19 protein-coding genes are annotated in these 18,977 nt (G+C 52.3%); 8 read left to right on the top strand and 11 right to left on the bottom strand.

All coding sequences use genetic code 11. The features are described 5' to 3' along the window. Positions 1 to 91 precede the first annotated feature (91 nt). Positions 92 to 634, bottom strand: coding sequence for a TetR/AcrR family transcriptional regulator (locus tag RW65_RS09160; protein ID WP_039056414.1), 543 nt, complete (start codon positions 632 to 634; stop codon positions 92 to 94). Positions 635 to 714: 80 nt separating this feature from the next. Here RW65_RS09160 and RW65_RS09165 point away from each other — a divergent pair, with 80 nt between their 5' ends. After that, complete coding sequence (locus RW65_RS09165; RefSeq protein WP_039056415.1) at positions 715 to 1,917, top strand: MFS transporter; 1,203 nt, start codon at positions 715 to 717, stop codon at positions 1,915 to 1,917. A gap of 31 nt (positions 1,918 to 1,948) precedes the next feature. Here RW65_RS09165 and RW65_RS09170 read toward each other — a convergent pair whose 3' ends face one another. After that, positions 1,949 to 3,181 (bottom strand): MFS transporter, encoded by a 1,233-nt coding sequence (locus tag RW65_RS09170; RefSeq protein ID WP_039056416.1) that lies wholly within the window; start codon positions 3,179 to 3,181, stop codon positions 1,949 to 1,951. 274 nt (positions 3,182 to 3,455) lie between these two features. Between RW65_RS09170 and ybjG the strand changes: the two genes are divergently transcribed. Both ybjG and deoR read left to right on the top strand, forming a co-directional pair. Beyond that, positions 3,456 to 4,064 carry an undecaprenyl-diphosphate phosphatase gene (ybjG, locus tag RW65_RS09175; RefSeq protein WP_039056417.1) on the top strand — a complete coding sequence of 203 codons (609 nt, stop codon included), beginning with the start codon at positions 3,456 to 3,458 and terminating at the stop codon, positions 4,062 to 4,064. A 65-nt stretch (positions 4,065 to 4,129) separates the two neighbouring features. Next, positions 4,130 to 4,888: a DNA-binding transcriptional repressor DeoR gene (gene deoR, locus RW65_RS09180; protein ID WP_039056418.1), complete on the top strand. Its 759-nt coding sequence runs from the start codon at positions 4,130 to 4,132 to the stop codon at positions 4,886 to 4,888. A 30-nt stretch (positions 4,889 to 4,918) separates the two neighbouring features. Here deoR and dacC read toward each other — a convergent pair whose 3' ends face one another. After that, positions 4,919 to 6,121 (bottom strand): serine-type D-Ala-D-Ala carboxypeptidase, encoded by a 1,203-nt coding sequence (gene dacC, locus RW65_RS09185; protein ID WP_039056419.1) that lies wholly within the window; start codon positions 6,119 to 6,121, stop codon positions 4,919 to 4,921. Between the two features lie 237 nt (positions 6,122 to 6,358). On the opposite strand from dacC, the gene RW65_RS09190 reads away from it, so the two are divergent. Next, positions 6,359 to 6,988, top strand: a complete 630-nt coding sequence (locus RW65_RS09190) for a glutathione S-transferase family protein (protein ID WP_039056420.1) — start codon at positions 6,359 to 6,361, stop codon at positions 6,986 to 6,988. An 86-nt stretch (positions 6,989 to 7,074) separates the two neighbouring features. Here RW65_RS09190 and RW65_RS09195 read toward each other — a convergent pair whose 3' ends face one another. Both RW65_RS09195 and RW65_RS09200 read right to left on the bottom strand, forming a co-directional pair. After that, on the bottom strand, positions 7,075 to 8,181 hold the full coding sequence (locus RW65_RS09195; RefSeq protein ID WP_039056421.1) for a PQQ-dependent sugar dehydrogenase: 1,107 nt from the start codon (positions 8,179 to 8,181) through the stop codon (positions 7,075 to 7,077). Between the two features lie 165 nt (positions 8,182 to 8,346). Beyond that, on the bottom strand, positions 8,347 to 8,730 hold the full coding sequence (locus RW65_RS09200; RefSeq protein ID WP_039056422.1) for a biofilm formation regulator BssR: 384 nt from the start codon (positions 8,728 to 8,730) through the stop codon (positions 8,347 to 8,349). A 315-nt stretch (positions 8,731 to 9,045) separates the two neighbouring features. On the opposite strand from RW65_RS09200, the gene RW65_RS09205 reads away from it, so the two are divergent. Next, positions 9,046 to 9,669 carry a glutathione S-transferase family protein gene (locus tag RW65_RS09205; protein WP_039056446.1) on the top strand — a complete coding sequence of 208 codons (624 nt, stop codon included), beginning with the start codon at positions 9,046 to 9,048 and terminating at the stop codon, positions 9,667 to 9,669. Between the two features lie 205 nt (positions 9,670 to 9,874). Continuing rightward, positions 9,875 to 10,132: a hypothetical protein gene (locus RW65_RS09210; RefSeq protein ID WP_039056423.1), complete on the top strand. Its 258-nt coding sequence runs from the start codon at positions 9,875 to 9,877 to the stop codon at positions 10,130 to 10,132. A 9-nt stretch (positions 10,133 to 10,141) separates the two neighbouring features. Here RW65_RS09210 and RW65_RS09215 read toward each other — a convergent pair whose 3' ends face one another. After that, the gene (locus tag RW65_RS09215) at positions 10,142 to 11,110 is read right to left on the bottom strand and encodes an alpha/beta hydrolase (protein ID WP_082022426.1); all 969 of its coding nucleotides are present in this window, start codon (positions 11,108 to 11,110) and stop codon (positions 10,142 to 10,144) included. Positions 11,111 to 11,459: 349 nt separating this feature from the next. On the opposite strand from RW65_RS09215, the gene RW65_RS09220 reads away from it, so the two are divergent. Then, a complete protein-coding gene (locus RW65_RS09220; protein ID WP_039056424.1) occupies positions 11,460 to 12,140 on the top strand; it encodes a RipA family octameric membrane protein in 681 nt (226 codons plus the stop codon). A gap of 55 nt (positions 12,141 to 12,195) precedes the next feature. Here the strand turns inward: RW65_RS09220 and RW65_RS21830 are convergent, their stop codons facing one another. Both RW65_RS21830 and RW65_RS22625 read right to left on the bottom strand, forming a co-directional pair. Continuing rightward, a complete protein-coding gene (locus tag RW65_RS21830) occupies positions 12,196 to 12,711 on the bottom strand; it encodes a YrhA family protein (RefSeq protein ID WP_039056425.1) in 516 nt (171 codons plus the stop codon). A gap of 10 nt (positions 12,712 to 12,721) precedes the next feature. Beyond that, complete coding sequence (locus tag RW65_RS22625; protein ID WP_039056426.1) at positions 12,722 to 13,864, bottom strand: HNH endonuclease signature motif containing protein; 1,143 nt, start codon at positions 13,862 to 13,864, stop codon at positions 12,722 to 12,724. A 301-nt stretch (positions 13,865 to 14,165) separates the two neighbouring features. Between RW65_RS22625 and rimO the strand changes: the two genes are divergently transcribed. Further along, positions 14,166 to 15,491 (top strand): 30S ribosomal protein S12 methylthiotransferase RimO, encoded by a 1,326-nt coding sequence (gene rimO, locus RW65_RS09235; protein WP_039056427.1) that lies wholly within the window; start codon positions 14,166 to 14,168, stop codon positions 15,489 to 15,491. Between the two features lie 39 nt (positions 15,492 to 15,530). Here rimO and gsiD read toward each other — a convergent pair whose 3' ends face one another. From gsiD to gsiB, 3 genes are read right to left on the bottom strand one after another with little or no spacing between them, the layout of a single operon-like run. Continuing rightward, positions 15,531 to 16,442, bottom strand: coding sequence for a glutathione ABC transporter permease GsiD (gene gsiD, locus RW65_RS09240; protein ID WP_039056428.1), 912 nt, complete (start codon positions 16,440 to 16,442; stop codon positions 15,531 to 15,533). A 2-nt stretch (positions 16,443 to 16,444) separates the two neighbouring features. Beyond that, a complete protein-coding gene (gene gsiC, locus RW65_RS09245) occupies positions 16,445 to 17,365 on the bottom strand; it encodes a glutathione ABC transporter permease GsiC (RefSeq protein ID WP_039056429.1) in 921 nt (306 codons plus the stop codon). A 47-nt stretch (positions 17,366 to 17,412) separates the two neighbouring features. Further along, a complete protein-coding gene (gsiB, locus tag RW65_RS09250) occupies positions 17,413 to 18,954 on the bottom strand; it encodes a glutathione ABC transporter substrate-binding protein GsiB (RefSeq protein WP_039056430.1) in 1,542 nt (513 codons plus the stop codon). Positions 18,955 to 18,977 lie beyond the last annotated feature (23 nt).

Consider the following 18,977-nt stretch of genomic DNA (forward strand, 5'->3'; position numbering starts at 1 on the left):
TTTCAACCTGCTTAGTTATTGAACAAGTCCTGACGGGCTGTCGCTTTTAATATCACTCTTCCCCGGACCATTTTTCGTCCGCGCATACCTTTTAAACCCCCGCAATTCGCCCCACCATTAAGCGAATGGCATCGCGGCTCAGAGGCTCGCGGTCGACAACAAAATGCAGCGTCATTCCTTCGATAAACGCATCCAGCGCGCGCGCCGTTATCGGATCGAACCAATGCTCAAGCGTGGTCTGGCTGGCGCGCATCCAGTTTTGCATCACGCTTTTTAGCACCGGCTGGCGGCTCATAAAGGCGTACAGCTGATACATCAATTCCATATTGTGTGCGGTGGTCATCTGAGCGCTAAAAATCAGTTCGGTGACCGCATCACAGGCGGCGGCCTGGCTGTTGACATCCTCAAAAAACGCGGCGTATTGCGTCGACATTTGGCAGGTAAACAGGCTAAAGGCCTCTGCCAGCAGTGCGTCAATGCCGGAAAAATAATAGGTCAATGACCCCAGCGGCACATCCGCGCAGCTGGCGATTTTACGGTGCGTCACCGCCTGGATGCCGTGTGCGGCTATGGTGTCCAGCGTCGCGTGCAAGATACGTTCGCGCCGCTGCGGATCGTTTGGTCTACGTGCCATATATCCTCTCACTGCTTTATGTACAAATGTACACATACTTGCTAGTGTTGTCGCATCCTTTCACTATTCACCGTGAAGCTATGACTGCAAATGCCTCCCGTAAAGCCCTAAAGCATCGCCTGTGGGCACTGTTTACCTTCTTCTTTTTGCCCGGTCTGTTAATGGCTTCCTGGGCAACACGAACGCCCGCGATCCGCGATATTTTATCGGTTTCGACTGCCGAAATGGGTGTGGTTTTATTTGGTCTGTCGGTCGGGTCGATGAGCGGTATTCTCTCGTCCGCCTGGCTGGTCAAACGCTTTGGCACGCGAAAAGTGATCCGCGCCTGCATGTCATTTAGCATCGTTGGCATGGTGGTGCTGAGCATCGCCCTGTGGTTTGCGTCACCGCTGCTATTTGCCTTCGGCCTGGCTATTTTCGGCGGCAGTCTGGGCGCGGGCGAAGTGGCGTTAAATATTGAAGGGGCAATCGTTGAGCGCGAGATGGGCAAAACCGTCCTGCCAATGATGCACGGCTTCTATAGCTGCGGCACCCTTGTCGGCGCGGGCATTGGCATGAGCGTTACCGCCTTTGGTATGGCGGCCAACTGGCATATTCTGGCCGTAGCGCTGGTAGCAATACTGCCCATTGTGCTGGCGATTGCCTCTATTCCCGAAGGCACCGGGAAAAACTCTGCGGAAGAGAAAGCACGCGGCAAAATTGGGCTGCCGTTCTGGCGCGATGGTCAACTGATGCTGATTGGCGTGGTGGTACTGGCAATGGCCTTTGCCGAAGGGTCAGCCAACGACTGGTTGCCGCTGCTGATGGTGGATGGTCACGGTTTTAGTCCTACTTCCGGCTCGTTAATCTACACCGGTTTTACCCTTGGGATGACGGTTGGTCGCTTCACCGGCGGCTGGTTTATTGACCGTTACAGCCGCGTTTCGGTGGTGCGCGCCAGCGCATTAATGGGCGCGCTGGGCATCGGACTGATTATCTTTGTGGATAGCCCCTGGGTGGCGGGCTTCTCGGTGATTCTGTGGGGCCTTGGTGCTTCCCTCGGTTTCCCGCTAACGATTTCTGCCGCCAGCGATACCGGCCCGGATGCGGCAATCCGCGTCAGCGTAGTGGCCACAACCGGTTATCTGGCGTTTCTGGTCGGCCCCCCGCTGCTCGGTTTCCTCGGCGAGCATTACGGCCTGCGAAGCGCCATGCTGGTTGTGATGGCGCTGGTACTGATTGCCGCGCTGGTCGCTCGTGCGGTCGCGAAACCGACTGCAGAAACCGAGGCCGAAACCTGCTAAGCCCGCGGCGGCGCTCAGTACGAGTGCCGCCCTATCCTTCCAGGGAATTTCCCACCCGTTTATCGCGCAGGAACACCACCATTAAGCCCAGCCACAATACGCCGTTAGCCAAATTAAACAGGCTGAACAGGCCATTGCCGCCGGCGAGCCATGCGTGTTTACTGATCTCAATCCCCACGGTGAAGATAAACATCTGTAACATGCCCATCGCCGCGGAAACGGTGCCTTTACTCATATCACTGGCGAACAGCGTCAGGCGAACTAACCCGGCGTTGGCAAGCCCAATACCAAAGGCATACAGACTCAGCCCGGCGGTCATCCATAAATAGGCATGAGAAGAGGCGACGGTGGCGACAGCCGCCAGCAGCAGCCCGGCGGTAATCGGCCAGCCGCCCATGACAATCAGCGCGCGTACGGTGCGGCGGGAAGTCAGGCGCGCCAGCACCAGGTTACCGGCAATCAGAGCACCGAAAATCGGCACCTGTAACAGGCCATACTCGTAGCTGCTGAGCTGCTCGCCGCTGATAATAATAATCGGCGACTGGGCAATCCACGCCAACAGCGGCAGGCTGACAAATCCGGTCGCCAGCGCCCCGGCGACAAAACGCAGGTTCTTCATCACCTGCGCATAGTCACGCCACAGAGTTTTGAAAGAGAGCTTTTCCCCCAGCCGCGTGGCGGTTTCCGGCATTGCGCGTTGCAGGCCAATAAAGGAGAACGCCGCCAGCACCGCGAAGAGCACAAACATCCCTTCCCACGGCGCGGCATTGACCCAGGCGGCACCCACCAGTGGGCCGAGCAGCGGCGCTATAAGCGCCACGTTCGCCATCAGCGCGGTGATTTTTATGCATACCGCCTCTTCGAAAGACTCCTGAATCGCCGCATAGCCCACCGCACCGATAAAGCACAAACTAATGCCTTGTAAAAACCGCAGTAGGGTGAATTGCTCAATATTCTGCGCCAGCAGTGTCGCAAGGCAGGTGACAATAAACCACACCACGCCGGTCAACATCACCGGGCGGCGGCCAATGCGGTCCGACAGCGGCCCCAGCAGCCACTGCAAAAACATACCGCCCGCAAGGTAGGCGGTCATAGAGGTCGGAACCCATTCAATACCGGCGTTGTACTGTGCCACCACCGCCAGCATGCCAGGCTGGATCATATCGTTGGCGATATAAGTGGAGAATTCGTAAAGCACCAGGCAAAGGGGAAACAGCAGTGCCCGTCGTCCCAAACGAGCTCCTGATAAGGTATGGTTTTGCATGCAATCTCTTCATCTATGAAAAATCGCGCAGAGTGTAATCAAAGCCGCTTTGCAACGATAGGAAATTCTCAGTTACACAGTAAATAAAGCATATTTCAGTTCGTTTAAGATCCCCTTAAGTTTGCGGTCATAAGATTGGCGTTACGCGATGGTTATCAGGAATCGTCCAACTCTAAGATAAGTAAGACTAAATCCCTTTACCGCTAACCCTGGCACTTTTAAGGTGGGCCCTTTTGCGTCCACTTACCGTGTTTCATCAAAGAGTAACAAGCTTATGCTAGAGAGCCTCAATTACACCCTGTTCTACTGGATTAACGCCACGCCCGACTCGCCGCGCTTGCTACTTGCCTGTGCCGAGTTTGCCGCTAAAGATTTAATCACCCTCGTCCCCCTGCTGGCGGTGGGTCTGTGGCTTTGGGGTCCACGCGAACAGCTCAATGCGCAGCGTCAACTGGTGGTTAAGGTGACGCTGGCGATGCTGGTGAGTCTCAGTTGCTCGGCGTTACTGGGCCATCTCTTCCCCCACGATCGTCCGTTTACCGATGGCGTAGGCTATAACTTCCTGCACCACGCGCCGGACAGCTCTTTCCCAAGCGATCATGGCACGGTCATTTTTACCTTTGCGGTCGCCTTCCTGGCCTGGCATCGTGTATGGTCCGGTACATTACTGATGGTTGCTGGTCTTACTATTGCGTGGTCACGGGTCTATCTTGGCGTGCACTGGCCGCTGGATATGCTCGGTGCGTTGCTGGTGGGGATATGCGGCTGTTTGTCCGCACAAATCCTCTGGCAGGGCTTCGGCCCGGCACTTTATCGCCGTTTACAGCACTATTATCGCCTGTGCTTTGCCCTGCTGATTCGCCGCGGCTGGATACGTGACTAAGCCTCAAGGCGCAGGTAAGATAAACGCCCTGCGGAGTGCAGGGCCTTCTTTAATGCAGAGGATATATGGAAACCAGACGCGACGAACGGATAGGCCAGCTGCTGGCGGCGCTTAAGCGTAGCGATAAGCTGCATCTGAAAGAGGCAGCAACGCTGCTTGGCGTATCTGAAATGACCATTCGCCGCGATCTCAATGCCAATAGCGCGCCGGTGGTGCTGCTGGGCGGTTATATCGTGCTCGAGCCGCGCTCCGCCAGCCACTATTTACTTAGCGATCAAAAAAAGCGGCTGGTAGAAGAGAAGCGCCATGCGGCAAAACTCGCCGCTGGGTTGTTAAAGGCACATCAAATGGCCTTTTTCGACTGCGGCACAACCACGCCCTGGGTAATTGACGCTATCGCCGACGATTTGCCCTTTACCGGCGTCTGCTATTCCCTTAATACCTTTCTGGCACTGCAGGAAAAACCGCTGTGCCGCGCGATTCTCAGCGGCGGCGAGTTCCACGCCAGCAACGGGATTTTTAAACCGTTAAACTTCAACGAAACCCTGAATAATCTGCGTCCGGATATCGCCTTTTACTCGGCGGCGGGTGTGCATGCCCAACAAGGGGCAACCTGTTTCAATCTGGAAGAGCTGCCGGTAAAGCACTGGGCGATGGCGAGTGCCCAGTACCATGTGCTGGTGGTGGACCACAGCAAGTTCGGGAAAGTACGCTCGGCCTGTATGGGGGCGTTAAGCCGCTTTGATGTGCTGGTCAGCGACAGCCGCCCGGACGAGACGCTGGTGAACGAAGCAAAAAAACAGAAGATAACCTTGCTCTATTGACCGTGCCCGAGCGGGCACGGTCAATATGTATCAGGAGAACCAGCCGCCGAACCACTGGTGGAATTTCAGCAGCACAAAATCCCACATCCGGCCAATAAACCCGGCCTCTTCCACCGCCTCCATCACGATCAGTGGACGCTGCTCGATGGTTTTGCCGTTCAGCTGAAAATCGATAGTGCCTACCACCTGGCCTTTCGCCAGCGGCGCCTGCAGTTCCGGCTGCGTTAAGGTGTAGCTGGCTTTCAGGTTTTTCAACTGCCCTCGTGGAATAGTCAGGGAGCCTGCTTCGCCAGCACCCAGCTTCGCTTCACTGTTATCGCCAAACCAGACGCGCTGGGTGACAAAGGTGGCATCGGGTTTAATCGGCGTCACCGTTTCGAAGAAGCGGAAACCCCAGGTGAGCAATTTTTCAGATTCATTAAAGCGGATCCGGTCAGTTTTCGCCCCCAGCACCACAGAGATCAAGCGCATATCGCCCTGGGTCGCCGAGGCGACGAGGTTATAGCCCGCGCCGTCAGTGGTACCGGTTTTCATACCGTCCACGTTCATGCTGGTGCTCCACAGCAGCCGGTTACGGTTGGGCTGGCGGATTTTGTTAAAGGTGAACTCTTTCTCTTTGTGAATAGCGTACTCTTCCGGCACATCATGGATCATTGCTTTGCCTAGCAACGCCATATCGCGCGCGGTGCTGTACTGCCCCGGCGCATCCAGCCCATGAACGGTTTTAAAGGTTGTGTTCGTTAAGCCGAGTTTTTTCCCATAACTGTTCATCAGACTGACAAAGGAGTCCTGGCTGCCCGCCACGTGATCCGCAATGGCAATACTGGCGTCGTTGCCGGACTGGATTATCACCCCTTTATTGAGATCCGCTACGGAGACCCGATCGCCGGGTTTTAAAAACATCAGCGATGAACCCCGCAGCGCCGGATTGCCCGTTGCCCACGCATCTTTGCCAACGGTCACCGTATCGTTGAGATTAATTTTTCCGGATTTCAGCGCCTGGCCCACCACATAGCTGGTCATCAGTTTGGTGAGGCTGGCAGGATCAAGCTTCTCGTCGGCGTTGCCTTCCGCCAGCACCTGACCGCTGGCGTAATCCATCAGGATCCATGCCCGCGCGTCAACCGCGGGCTGCGTCGGTGTTTGCTCCACCGCGTACAGCGCAGGGGAGAAGAGAAATAACAGCGCAGAGCCTGCAGCCAGGCCGCGAAGGGATAGAGAGAAATGCATCATAAGGGGCCACCCGAGTATCCATTCAAAAAACGTCACAACACCGTGCCGCAACAAACGGTGAGTTTTAACGCACAAACGAAACGAAAAAAACCGTCACTGGGTAAAGTTTTTAAAGTTTATGCAATAACAGCGTCTTATGCTGCGTCGGTGCATTTTTTTCCGCAGCCGTTGCCATGACGTAAACTTTAGAACACGATGATTGTCATATCGACACGCATTCACACCGCAGAGGTAAAAATGATAACGCTATGGGGCAGAAATAACTCGACTAATGTCAAAAAAGTTCGCTGGCTGCTGGACGAGCTGGAGTTACCGTATGAGCACATACTGGCGGGCAGAGAATTCGGCCTGAATCACGAACCGGATTATCTGGCGATGAATCCCAACGGCTTAGTGCCGTTGCTGCGTGATGATGAAACCGATGTGGTGCTGTGGGAATCCAATACCATCGTGCGTTATCTGGCGGCACAGTATGGCCAGGGCCGTCTGTGGGTGGACTCTCCTGCCGCGCGTGCGGAAGGCGAAAAATGGATGGACTGGGCGTTAAGCACTCTGTCGCCGAAACACGGCCCGCTACTGCATGGGCTGGTACGCACGCCGCCGGAAAAGCGTGACAACGCCGCGCTGGAAGCCTGTAAAACATCAATGGATGAGCTGTTCGCGCTACTGGACGATACCCTCGGCAAACAGCCGTGGCTCTCGAAAGAGGCCTTTGGCTGCGGTGATATCGCCGTTGGCCCGTTTATCTATAACCTTTACAATATTCCCGGCTTGCAGTGGGCACCCTATCCCAACTTGCAACGCTGGTACGCACAATTGTGTGCGCGTCCTGGCTTTAAAAACGCCGTGATGATCCCGGTGACCTGATAATACGCGGCGCTGATCTTCTTTTACCGTCTGGTATCAGCGCCAATTAGATCTAAGCGTATTCGTGCATAGGGAAATGCTCTGATTCACGAAGCCGGGCTCACCTTCCACAACTCGCCGTTTGTTTCATCCGTTAGCACATACAGGTAGCCATCCGGCCCCACGCGCACATCGCGAATACGCTGCTGACGATCGCCCAGCATACGCCCCTCTTCCGTCACCTTATCGCCATTGACGCTCAGCACGATAAGCTCTTTATCTTTCAGCGCGCCGATAAACAGCTTATGTTTCCACTGCGCAAACGTATCGGCGTTGTAAAACGCCATACCGCTCACCGCAGGGGATCGCTTCCAATAAAAAACAGGCTGCTCGGTTCCGGCGACAATCTCCCCCTTCGCTTCCGGGATTTTTAACCCGCTGTAGTTGATGCCCCAAGTCGCAATCGGCCAGCCATAGTTTTTGCCCTTTTGCGGAATATTAATCTCGTCGCCACCGCGCGGTCCATGTTCGTTAAGCCACAGCATGTCGCTCCACGGATTTATTGCCATTCCTTGCGGGTTCCGAATACCGTAGGACCAAATTTCCGCCCGTGCACCCTGCTTGCCGACAAACGGGTTGTCCTTCGGTACGCTGCCCCTTTCCGTCAGGCGCACCAGCTTACCCTGCAATTTATCCAGTTCCTGCGCGGTTTGGCGCTGGTTATTTTCACCGAGCGCAATCCACAGAGAACCTTTAGCGTCGAATACCATCCGCCCGCCAAAATGGTTACCCGTCGACAGTTTCGGCTGTTGGCGGAACAGGGTACGGAAATCTTCCAGCTGTTTGAAATCCTCGCTAAGACGTCCATAACCCACCGCGGTGCCGGCTTTATCATCCGGCCCCGCTTCGGCATAACTCAACCACACTCGGCGCGACTGGTTGAAATCCGGTGCCAGCGCTACATCCAGCAAACCGCCCTGCCCGTGAGCCCATACCTTGGGTACACCGCTAATCGGATCCGATAGCCCCTTCCCCTGCTGCCATAAACGCAGTTGCCCGCTGCGCAAGGTAATTAACATACCGTGACTATCGGGCAGAAAAGCCAGCGCCCATGGGTGATCGAGTTGGGTTTGCAGCACCTCAACCTTTACTGCGGCGGGCGCGGCGAAAATGGGAAGGGAGATAAAGAGCAAAAGCAGTGGCAACGGGCGCATACGGCACTCCTTTAGGCAGATTTTTATTCTGATAAAGGTAGACCGCACACGGCATAGAAATGCGACTTTTACACTCTCTATACACAAGCCAGCCGGCGCTTCGCAGAGAGGAGCAGGAAAGTCATCAGCAGGAGAAGAGAAAGGGGGAGTTTCCTCCCCCTGAGATCAGGCTTCTTCGAGCGGCGTGCGCTCATTGAGAAATTGGATGGAGTAATTAAGAATACTCAGCGAACGTTCCAGCTTGTCGACGTTTACCGAGATATAGGTCGGACAATCTTGTCGACCGCTCAGCAAACAGACGGCGGCGGAAGAGAGCGCTTCTTCGGCGCGGTATATCGCGCCGCGTACATCGCGATCCGGCATTTCATTTAACCGTTCGCCCTTATCGCGGATCTCCAGAGCCAGTGCAAAGAAGCGTTCGCGCAGACGGTCGTTTTCGCTGACCGACATATACCCTTTCGCTTTTCGCATTTGGATATAGGCCGCAAGGTCAGTTCGGGCAGCAATCAACTTCGTCAGTAGACGACGTGCGAGTTCATCAACGATCATACTTCTTCCTCCCTTGTCAGCCGGTTGTAGAATCAAAGTATGGTCGCTTTTCAGACAAAATGATGCATCAGGTTAATATTTTATTTCAGTTCGCGATCCGTCACATTTCTTTAGAATCAAGCCAGGTAAGTCATCCATCCTGTTTTGCAGTTTTCTGCGCTTCGGCAACTCATAACCCCTGCAAATGAATCCTCTTAACCATCGCCCATCTTGCCGTTCAACCTACGCGAGCCGTTATCCTTTAATTAGCCTGCGCAACGCTGGCGTCTGGTGTATTGTTTTTCAACTACGACATAGCAAATGGATAACGGCAATATGCTCAAAATTCTTGGTAAAACGACGTCAATCAATGTGCGCAAAGTTCTCTGGACCTGCGAAGAGATCGGGGTGGATTATTTGCAGGAGGATTACGGCAGCGGCTTTGCATCGACTCATACAGACGCTTTTCGCGCCCTCAATCCCAACGCGATGGTACCGGTGCTGATTGACGACGATTTTGTCCTCTGGGAGTCAAACGCTATTTGCCGCTACCTGGCGCGTAAAGCCGGGCGCGCGGATCTGCTACCCACCGAGCCGCAAGCGTGCGCCAATGTAGAACACTGGATGGACTGGCAAGCCTCCGAGTTTAATAACGCCTGGCGCTATGTGTTTCCGGCGCTGGCGCGTAAAAATCCCGATTTTAACGATCCGTATGCCATTGCGACAGGGATTAAAGAGTGGAACCACTGCATCGGCATTGTCGAACAACAGCTACAACGCACCGGGGCTTATGTTGTGGGCGAGACTTTTACGCTGGCGGATGTGGTGCTGGGGCTGTCGGTCAACCGCTGGAAAATGACCCCTTTTGAGCATCCGCAGGTTCCGGCCATCGAAGCCTGGTTTGCCCGGTTAAACCAGCGTCCGCCGTTTTTAAAACACGGCAATAATGGCATGTTGTGAGAGTAAGAAATGCGCGCAGCAGAGGGAGTCGCCCCGTTGGTACAGGCATGATGAGCGAACATTTTATGCCATCGCTAAAACCAGGGGCTATGCCGTTGATAAAGCGAGGCGCATAGTAGTCTCATACTGCGCGCAGGGGTAAATCATGGCTAATTGAGGCTAACACTCTGCCGCCCCTCATTGTGTCGCTTAACAGGAAGCGGGCATGAATACCTATATATTTTACTCCAGCGATATTGCCGTAAATGTATACGACAAAAAAAGCTTAACGCCGGGACAAGTGCAACAGCTTAAAGCCGAGGGGTTTCGCAAATTACCCTTTGCCACCGAGGCGCAGGATGAAGCACAGGCCACGGATATGATGCTGGCGCATTTTAAAGAGAATACCGCGGCCCTGGCAGAATACGCCAAAGACTGGAGCTTTTCGGCGGCGATTTTTGTCATGATTTATGCGTTGATATAGACCACACACTTACTCTGAAGCAGAAAGCGGCTCGCTGGCAGTATGCAGCAGCGCTGAGTGCATAGACGCGTCAAACATTGCGCCGTGCGCAAGGCCGGAATAGAGCAGATAATGAGCTGCTATTCCCCTGCTTTGCAGCCGGGCAACGGTCTGCCTTATCGCTTCTATCCCGCCGGAAGTGGCATTTTCATCACGGTCTTTTCTGTCCGCATCGCCCTCCATAAACCACAGTGATTTCTGCTGGCTCTGCCGGGATGAGGTCTCCGTAAGGGCATGCAGCAACGCATCGTTATCACCAGAAAGAGAGGGAACCGCTGAGTAGTAAACCTGAAAGAAATCCGACGCCAGATAGCTTTCCAGCACGAACAATCCCCCGTATGAATGCCCCCACAATGCCCGTTTTTGTGCATCGACAGGCAGCCCTTTTTCCACCTGCGGAGCGATGGTTTTCTCCAGTAACTCGCGGAAAATGGCGCTCCCCCCGCCGACGCGTCCATGCATATTGCGCGGCTTTCCCTGCACCGCCGGCGTGTAATCCCAGGCTCTGCCAGCAAGATCAAACGGGAGTTGCGTTTGATAACCAATCATCACCAATACCGGCGCGTTACCTGCGGAAAGCTTTTTCAGCGCGGAGTCCGATATCTTATCCATCACGGCGTTGCCATCAAGCAGATAGAGCACAGGATAACCGGCAGCTGGCGGTGTTTTATTCGGTATAGCTGTCCACACTTTGTAGTGGCGCTGGTCATCTACGGAATCAAAGGTATTGACGGTGAAGTGATAAAACGCGGAGCCTTTGTCGGCGATATTCGGCCCCAGCGGTGTCATATCCGGCCGGGCATAACTGTTTCCCGCACATAACAGCAGCAAAGCCGCCAGATAACGGAAGATGCCGTTACACAACGAGCACAGCAGCAGCGCGCCACCGGCGTTGAAGCGTGATAACAGGGAGCGGGGTTGAATAAAAAAAGTGACCATCCATCATGTCCAGAGAGAGTTATCCAATGGCAACAAAGTTAATGCGAATTATTATTAATTGCAACTACGCGCCAAAGACGACGAAGGAGCCTGCATAAGACCGCTTATATATGATCAGATATATAACAATATTCAAGAGCCACTATTTCTATCATCCTGATTTAACTGTATTTTAAGACGCATGCAGTACTATAGTTGAACTACAACGCCTTTACGCATCCTTGGTTTTAAGTACTTAGGGGTAAAATCCACCCTACGACTACAAAAGATAACGATACTTAAGCCCTCGTTTTCATGACATAGCTGTGTTGTAATTCTATATAATTTATAACAGATAAGGATTTTCTCTATGAGACTCATTATAAATGAAAAAAATAATTCGTCCCACGATGATCATTTCCAAAAAAATATTGAATATTTTGCGACTATCTTAGGTAATGAAGTATATAAACAGTCTACTCCGACAGAGAGACAATTAACTCTATTGAATGAAGCCTATAAACAGGCGCTGGATACAAGAAAATTTGAGATTGAATTATACTGGAAAAGAGCCTCCTTTATTTGGCCTGTTAATGGTGCGTTACTTGTTCTTATTGGCATATTTGCAAAGCTATTTTATGATGCGCCACCGGACAAGCGGACAGAGTTTTTATTAGCAATTTCGGTAATTTCATTATTAGGATATCTGGTATCGATGATTAGTAGCGGGTTATCTCAAAGTGGGAAATACTGGCAAGAGAATTGGGAATATCATTTAGATATGCTTGAACCTTTCTTTTGTGGACATCTTTTCAAGACTCACATATCACGTCGTCCTAAACCCTACTCAATTTCTGAATTACAAGATACGATTAATCTAATAATGCTATTATTATGGATTTTAATTTTTGTTGTTTCGATCTCAAAAATCTCATTAACTACTTGGGAACTACTGATAATTATTGTATCGGCTATTGTATTAATTTTCTACAAATTAATACATAATCCTTTCAGAAAGAAAAAATGGACTATAAACCAGAAAAAGATATAGTTAACTCCCCTATAACGTTTAGTCTATAGGGGGCTAATAATTGATTGAAAATTAATTATTTGACTACTTGAAGTATTTCTTTTAAGAAATCATGGAAACTATAAAAAGAACCAAATATGTTTTCTGTCCCTACATTATCTCTAATTTGGTACACATTTTTATCGAGATCATATGTGAAAAAAGAAATACTATCCTGACCAATAACCAGTCGTTCAGATAAATCAGAATTAACATAGATATCGTTATTCCTAAAGTTATCATTGTAAAGAAAAATGTTATTAATAGGTAAGGCATCCTCTTCAAGTTGAACAGCAAAGCTATAAAGCATTACCCCATCAAACTCAAATCCATCCATTTTTTTTATAAAATTAAGATACTCGGGTTGATTTTTTAAGAAAAGTACAATGTCATTATTTATACTCTTAAGTGTAAGTGGTAACTCTGTTTTTGAAGAATTAACTTTAAACATTGAATCCAAAAAATCAGTGCTTACCGGTGGGTTTATCCTGTACCCACAATCCTCCATGAGTGTAGTCAGTTCATCCAACATCATTTCAATATCTGTTTCCATTATATAACCCTCACTTTGGATAAATTGAACCTTGAGGTTTAACCCACGGAACTATTTTGCTTTCACCAGTCATCATGTCTCTTGTCATATTAAATTGATAGTTCGTCAATGCTTGATGATATGGATCATTTTTCATTAGTATTAAGTTATCGAACGCGTTTGTACCACTATCGTCTAATGGTAGCTTATGATGTACTTGCCAGCCTTCAGGATTTCTACCAATACTCATCCGTTCAAGCATTTCGGGAGAGAATTTATTCATTGCTTCTGGTGAATTAGACAGATCTTTTAGGAAAGATTTTCTTACAGTACTATTGAATTCCTTTCTTAATATTGCAGTCTCTTCTGCCGTCCTTTTAACGTAGTTAATCTGTGTTACTTCAACATTTTGTAGTAATACAGAATCTCCACGTACTTTTCCTACAAATTTAGTTATATCCTGGACTTCACCAAGTTCTATAGGGCGCTTCGCTAACAGAATTGAAGCCGCCGCAATAGCTGTACCTGCCGTTTGTTCATTCAGTACCTGGTCATATCCTTTAACAGCATCTCCACCTAACTGTTCCGCTGTTTTCCTGAAGCCCTCAACGTTACCATTGTATACACCACCTGCAGCCAGTAAACGGCCTGCTGCTTTGCTGTTAATCTTCTGGTACTTCTGATTAGACGCGGGAGCTGTGATCCCACCAGAGAACGGTAAAGCAAATGACGTCGGACGTGGCTTTCCATTTCGATAATACCGACAGCCTAATGAGTTTCGGTATTCTTTGAGGATATTTTCAACGCCTCCGCTCTTAAAAAGCCAGTGGTGCTTACAAAGAAGTTCGCCTTTATCATCTATGTAGAATAACTCCCCAGGAGACCCGGAACTCCTGAGCATTACAACATCACCTCTGAAAACAAGATACCTTACACGGTTCTCAGTATTAATACCTCTGTTATGATGATGTTGATAAGCATAGTTACGGGAATGCCACGATCGAGGTCTTAGCCCCTCAACATAATAATGATCGCGATAGTGGTCATCGAACTCAAATTCCTGCTGAATGTAATCCCATGTAACAGAGGGTCGTGCAATCAACTCATACTTTTCGGGCTCAAGGTTATCCCTTGAAAGATAAAACAGGTGGAATCCGGGAAGGCTGAAGCTCATGATCAAATCCTTTGATATCGCTGTTTGTCCAATTTTTATCCACAGTGCACATTGTGGAAGAGACTGATTTTTGAGTTTTATGCATTTTTTCGGGCAACGTTATGATACTCAAGCACTAGTTGATTATCACCCCTGTACGTAGTGAAAACTTGACTTGTACCCCGGTCTTAACATCATCGACCTTTCGTTCTGATTAACCCGGCTCTTTTCCCGCTTCTCCCGCTTAATTACCCTATAAATCCAGGCGATAGCCCTGTACAATCCCTGCCCTAAGATCCTATAACTGATTACTTTTTGAACTATGAGCAATGTGAACCTGCAGCCGAAAATCGGCTTTGTCTCTCTCGGCTGCCCAAAAAACCTGGTGGATTCCGAACGTATCCTTACCGAGCTGCGCACCGAGGGCTATGATGTGGTGCCAAGCTATGACAATGCCGATATGGTTATCGTCAATACCTGTGGCTTTATCGACAGCGCGGTGCAAGAGTCGCTGGAAGCCATCGGCGAAGCGCTGAATGAAAACGGCAAAGTGATCGTGACCGGTTGCCTGGGCGCGAAAGAAGACCAAATCCGTGAAGTGCATCCGAAGGTGCTGGAAATCACCGGGCCGCACAGCTACGAGCAGGTGCTGGAACACGTGCACCACTACGTGCCGAAACCGAAGCACAACCCGTTCCTGAGCCTGGTGCCGGAACAGGGTGTCAAACTGACGCCGCGTCACTATGCCTACCTGAAAATTTCCGAAGGCTGCAACCATCGCTGCACCTTCTGTATTATCCCGTCGATGCGCGGCGATCTGGTGAGCCGCCCGATTGGCGAAGTGCTAGCGGAAGCCAAACGTCTGGCGGATGCGGGCGTTAAAGAGCTGCTGGTTATCTCGCAGGATACTTCCGCATACGGCGTTGATGTGAAACACCGTATGGGCTTTCACAATGGCGAACCGGTGAAAACCAGCATGGTCGGCCTGTGCGAGCAGCTGGCGAAACTCGGCATCTGGACGCGTCTGCACTACGTTTACCCTTATCCGCACGTGGACGATGTAATTCCGCTGATGGCGGAAGGCAAAATTCTGCCCTACCTCGATATCCCGCTGCAGCACGCCAGCCCGCGCATTCTCAAGCTGATGAAGCGCCCGGGCGCCGTTGACCGCCAGCTGGCACGCATTAAACAGTGGCGTGAAATTTGCCCGGAACTGACGCTGCGCTCCACCTTTATTGTCGGCTTCCCTGGCGAAACGGAAGAAGACTTCCAGATGCTGCTCGACTTCCTCAAAGAAGCGCGTCTCGATCGCGTCGGCTGCTTTAAATACAGCCCGGTAGAAGGCGCCACCGCTAACGAACTGGCGGATCAGGTGCCGGAAGAGATTAAAGAGGAGCGCTGGAACCGCTTTATGCAGCTCCAGCAGCAGATCTCCGCTGAACGTCTGCAGGAAAAAATTGGCCGCGAAATTTTGGTCATCATTGATGAAGTGGACGAAGAAGGGGCGATTGGCCGCAGCATGGCGGACGCACCAGAGATCGACGGCGCGGTGTACCTGAACGGCGAAACCCAGGTTAAGCCAGGCGATATCATCCGCGTGAAAGTGGAAAACGCCGACGAATACGATCTGTGGGGCTCTCGCGTCTAAGCCCTTTTCCTCTCCCCGCCTGCGGGGAGAGGAGTGTTTCTAGCCTTTGATTTTCGGGTCCAGCGCGTCGCGCAACCCATCCCCCAGCAGGTTAAATGCCAGCACCGTCAGAAAAATCGCCAGTGAAGGGAACAGCGCCACATGGGGCGCAATCACCATATCCGCGCGCGCTTCGTTAAGCATCGCCCCCCACTCCGGCGTCGGCGGCTGTGCACCCATGCCCAAAAACGACAGGCTGGCGGCGGAGATAATCGACGTGCCAATACGCATGGTGAAATAGACCACAATCGACGAAACCGTGCCCGGCAGAATATGGTGGAACAGAATCACCATATCGCTGGCACCAATGCTGCGCGCCGATTCGATAAAGGTTTGTTGCTTAAGCACCAGCGTGTTACCGCGTACCAGACGGGCAAATGCCGGCACCGAGAAGACAGCCACTGCGACAATCACGTTGGTCATGCCACTGCCCATCACCGCCACTACCGCAATGGCGAGCAGAATGCCGGGAAAGGCGAACAGCACATCGCAGATACGCATAATAATGCGATCCCACCAGCCTTCGTAATAACCCGCCAGCAAACCCAATAGCGTGCCGATGACCGCGCCAATCAGCACCGAAAAGAGGCCGGCGGCGAGGGAGATTTGCGCCCCTACCAGCACGCGGCTTAAGATATCGCGCCCCAGCGAATCAACGCCGAACCAGTGCACCAGCGACGGCCCTTCATTCAGGCGATCGTAATCGAAATAGTTTTCCGCATCGAACGGCGCTATCCATGGGGCGATAATCGCCAGCACGAGCAGGAGTACAACAAACAGTCCGGCCCCCATCGCCACCGGCTGGCGGCAAAAACGTCGCCAGAATTCATGCCACGGCGTGCGCACATGCCCCGGTTTTACTGCGGGCATGGCGTTTAAAATCGCCTGTCGACGCCAGTTGAATAATCGCATCCTTACTTATACCTGATAGCGGGATTGAGGGCGGCGTAGAGCACATCCACCGCAAGATTGATAAGAATAAACTCCAGCGAAAAAAGCAGCACTTCGGCCTGAATCACCGGATAGTCGCGCATCTCCACCGAATCCACCAGCAAACGGCCCAGCCCAGGCCAGTTAAAGACTTTCTCCACCACAATTGAGCCGCCGAGCAGAAAGCCAAATTGCAGCCCCATCATGGTAACAACGGGGATCAACGCATTGCGCAGGCCATGTTTGAGGATCACCCACTTTTCGCTCACCCCTTTGGCGCGCGCGGTACGCATATAATCCTCATTGAGCACCTCAACAAACGAGGCGCGGGTGAAGCGCGCCATTACCGCCGCCCCTGCCGCACCGAGGGTTAATGAGGGTAAAATATAGTGCAGCCAGCCGTCAGCGCCGACGGTGGGAAGCCAGCCGAGTTCAACGGAGAAAATCTGCATCAGCAGCATGCCCAGCGCAAAAGCCGGAAACGAAATGCCCGTCACCGCCAGCGCCATACTCAGATGATCCGGCCAGCGGTTGCGCCAGACGGCGGCGGCGATCCCCGCCCCGAGGCCAAACAGCATCGCCCAACACATACTGGTAAGCGTCAGCAGCAACGTCGGCAGAAAGCGGCTACCGATTTCGTCCATTACCGGGCGGCGCGAGGCCATGGAAATACCAAAATCGCCCTGTAAGACGCTGGTGATATAGTGCCAGAACTGCACCCACAACGGCTGATCCAGCCCCAGCTGTCGGCGCACCAGTTCTATCACCTGCGCATCGGCTTCCGGTCCGGCAATCAAACGCGCCGGATCGCCGGGGAGCAGATGAACAAACAGAAACACCAGCACCGCCACGATCAGTAGCGTCGGGATGAGCCCCAGCAAGCGTTTAATAATATACGTGTGCATTATGTTTTCCCTCACGCCCCTTGTGCCACGCAGCGAGCGTGAGTCCGTTATTTCACCAAGTCCGCGTTTTCAAAACTAAACCCGGTATCGGGCATGATGTAAAAACCGGTGAGCTTTCTGTTGTGCGCCGAAACCAGCTTTTCCACCACCAGCGGCACCCACGGCGACTCTTGCCAGATCAGATCCTGCGCATCTTTATACAGCCGATCTTTCTCCCCGGCGTCGGTGGTTTTCAATGCCTCGGCCAGGTCCTTATCGACCTGCGGATTGCTGTAAAAGGCGGTGTTAAACTGGGTTGGTGGCCAGTTCCACGAGGCGAACAGCGGTGACAGCGCCCAGTCCGCTTCGCCGGTAGATGCCGTCCAGCCGGTATAAAACATCCGCACGCCGCTCTGCTGCTGCCCCTTCGCTTCGACTTCCGCCGCGCGCTGTCCGGCATCCATCGCCGTCACCTGCACCTTAATGCCCACCTGCGCCAGCTGCTGCTGGGTAAACTGCAACACTTTTTGTGCGGTGCTGTGGTTATGCGATGACCATAAAGTGGTGCTGAAACCCTGCGGATAACCGGCTTCTGCTAACAGCTCGCGGGCCTTTGCCGGATCGTACGGCCAGGGTTGATAGGCTTGTGAATAGGCAATCGCCGGCGGTATCACCCCGGAGGCGGGGGTGGCAAAACCGGCAAAAGCCACTTTTACCAGCGCCTGGCGGTTAATGGCTAAGTTTATCGCTTCCCGCACTTTCGGGTTATCAAAGGGTTTTTGCGTGACATTCATACTGATGTAACGCTGCATAATGGAGGGCGTGGCCACCAGCTCAAGCTTGGGGTTCCTTTTCAGCACTTCTGCCTGCTCGTAAGGAATGGGAAATGCGAACTGCGCTTCGCCGGTTTGCAGCATCGCTGCGCGGGTATTGTTATCCACTACCGGCCGCCAGGTGATGGTGTCCAGCTTGGGTAAGCCTGGCTGCCAGTAACCGGCGAATTTTTTAACCTTCACATAATCGGTCTGGTTCCACGCTTCCAGCTCGTAGGGGCCGGTGCCGACCGGGTGAAAACCAATCTCTTCGCCATACTTTTCCAGCGCCGCGGGTGAAATCATTGCCGTTGCCGGATGGGCGAGAATATTAATAAAGGCGGAAAAAGGCTGTTTCAGGGTGATACGCACGGTATGCGCATCGACGACCTCGGTTTTATCGATATTTTTATACAGGTTGTAGCGCTTTAAGCTGTTGTTCGGATTGCTGGCACGATCCAGATTGGCCTTCACCGCCGCAGCGTCAAAATCCGTACCGTCCTGGAACTTTACCCCCTGGCGCAAAAGCAGGGTATAGATCATGCCGTCGGCGGACACGCTGTAGCTCTGCGCCAGAACATTTTCCAGCTGCATATCTTTATCCAGGCCAAACAGCCCCTGATAGAAAGATTTCGCCACCGCCTGCGACAGCGTGTCGTTGGCATCATAGGGATCGAGAGTGGTGAAATTGGATCCCACGGCGACCACCACATCTTTCTGCGCGAAGGCCGGGAAGATGGTCAGCGCGACGATCACGCCAGCGAGTATCCGCCAGTGACGTGAAACGAATTGTGTCATGTTGCTCTCCTGAAAAACCCTGC

The organism is Enterobacter sp. Bisph1, from assembly GCF_000814905.1.
Lineage (GTDB): Bacteria > Pseudomonadota > Gammaproteobacteria > Enterobacterales > Enterobacteriaceae > Kosakonia.

What these genes read in the sequence shown, in the direction of transcription:
- RW65_RS09165 (WP_039056415.1), top strand. Translation starts at nt 715, where the DNA reads ATGACTGCAAATGCCTCCCGTAAAGCCCTAAAGCATCGCCTGTGGGCA.
- RW65_RS22625 (WP_039056426.1), bottom strand. Translation starts at nt 13,864, where the DNA reads ATGAGCTTCAGCCTTCCCGGATTCCACCTGTTTTATCTTTCAAGGGAT.
- RW65_RS09160 (WP_039056414.1), bottom strand. Translation starts at nt 634, where the DNA reads ATGGCACGTAGACCAAACGATCCGCAGCGGCGCGAACGTATCTTGCAC.
- gsiB (WP_039056430.1), bottom strand. Translation starts at nt 18,954, where the DNA reads ATGACACAATTCGTTTCACGTCACTGGCGGATACTCGCTGGCGTGATC.
- RW65_RS09220 (WP_039056424.1), top strand. Translation starts at nt 11,460, where the DNA reads ATGAGACTCATTATAAATGAAAAAAATAATTCGTCCCACGATGATCAT.
- RW65_RS21830 (WP_039056425.1), bottom strand. Translation starts at nt 12,711, where the DNA reads ATGGAAACAGATATTGAAATGATGTTGGATGAACTGACTACACTCATG.
- gsiD (WP_039056428.1), bottom strand. Translation starts at nt 16,442, where the DNA reads ATGCGATTATTCAACTGGCGTCGACAGGCGATTTTAAACGCCATGCCC.
- RW65_RS09195 (WP_039056421.1), bottom strand. Translation starts at nt 8,181, where the DNA reads ATGCGCCCGTTGCCACTGCTTTTGCTCTTTATCTCCCTTCCCATTTTC.
- RW65_RS09190 (WP_039056420.1), top strand. Translation starts at nt 6,359, where the DNA reads ATGATAACGCTATGGGGCAGAAATAACTCGACTAATGTCAAAAAAGTT.
- gsiC (WP_039056429.1), bottom strand. Translation starts at nt 17,365, where the DNA reads ATGCACACGTATATTATTAAACGCTTGCTGGGGCTCATCCCGACGCTA.
- rimO (WP_039056427.1), top strand. Translation starts at nt 14,166, where the DNA reads ATGAGCAATGTGAACCTGCAGCCGAAAATCGGCTTTGTCTCTCTCGGC.
- deoR (WP_039056418.1), top strand. Translation starts at nt 4,130, where the DNA reads ATGGAAACCAGACGCGACGAACGGATAGGCCAGCTGCTGGCGGCGCTT.
- ybjG (WP_039056417.1), top strand. Translation starts at nt 3,456, where the DNA reads ATGCTAGAGAGCCTCAATTACACCCTGTTCTACTGGATTAACGCCACG.
- RW65_RS09205 (WP_039056446.1), top strand. Translation starts at nt 9,046, where the DNA reads ATGCTCAAAATTCTTGGTAAAACGACGTCAATCAATGTGCGCAAAGTT.
- RW65_RS09200 (WP_039056422.1), bottom strand. Translation starts at nt 8,730, where the DNA reads ATGATCGTTGATGAACTCGCACGTCGTCTACTGACGAAGTTGATTGCT.
- RW65_RS09215 (WP_082022426.1), bottom strand. Translation starts at nt 11,110, where the DNA reads ATGGTCACTTTTTTTATTCAACCCCGCTCCCTGTTATCACGCTTCAAC.
- RW65_RS09210 (WP_039056423.1), top strand. Translation starts at nt 9,875, where the DNA reads ATGAATACCTATATATTTTACTCCAGCGATATTGCCGTAAATGTATAC.
- dacC (WP_039056419.1), bottom strand. Translation starts at nt 6,121, where the DNA reads ATGATGCATTTCTCTCTATCCCTTCGCGGCCTGGCTGCAGGCTCTGCG.
- RW65_RS09170 (WP_039056416.1), bottom strand. Translation starts at nt 3,181, where the DNA reads ATGCAAAACCATACCTTATCAGGAGCTCGTTTGGGACGACGGGCACTG.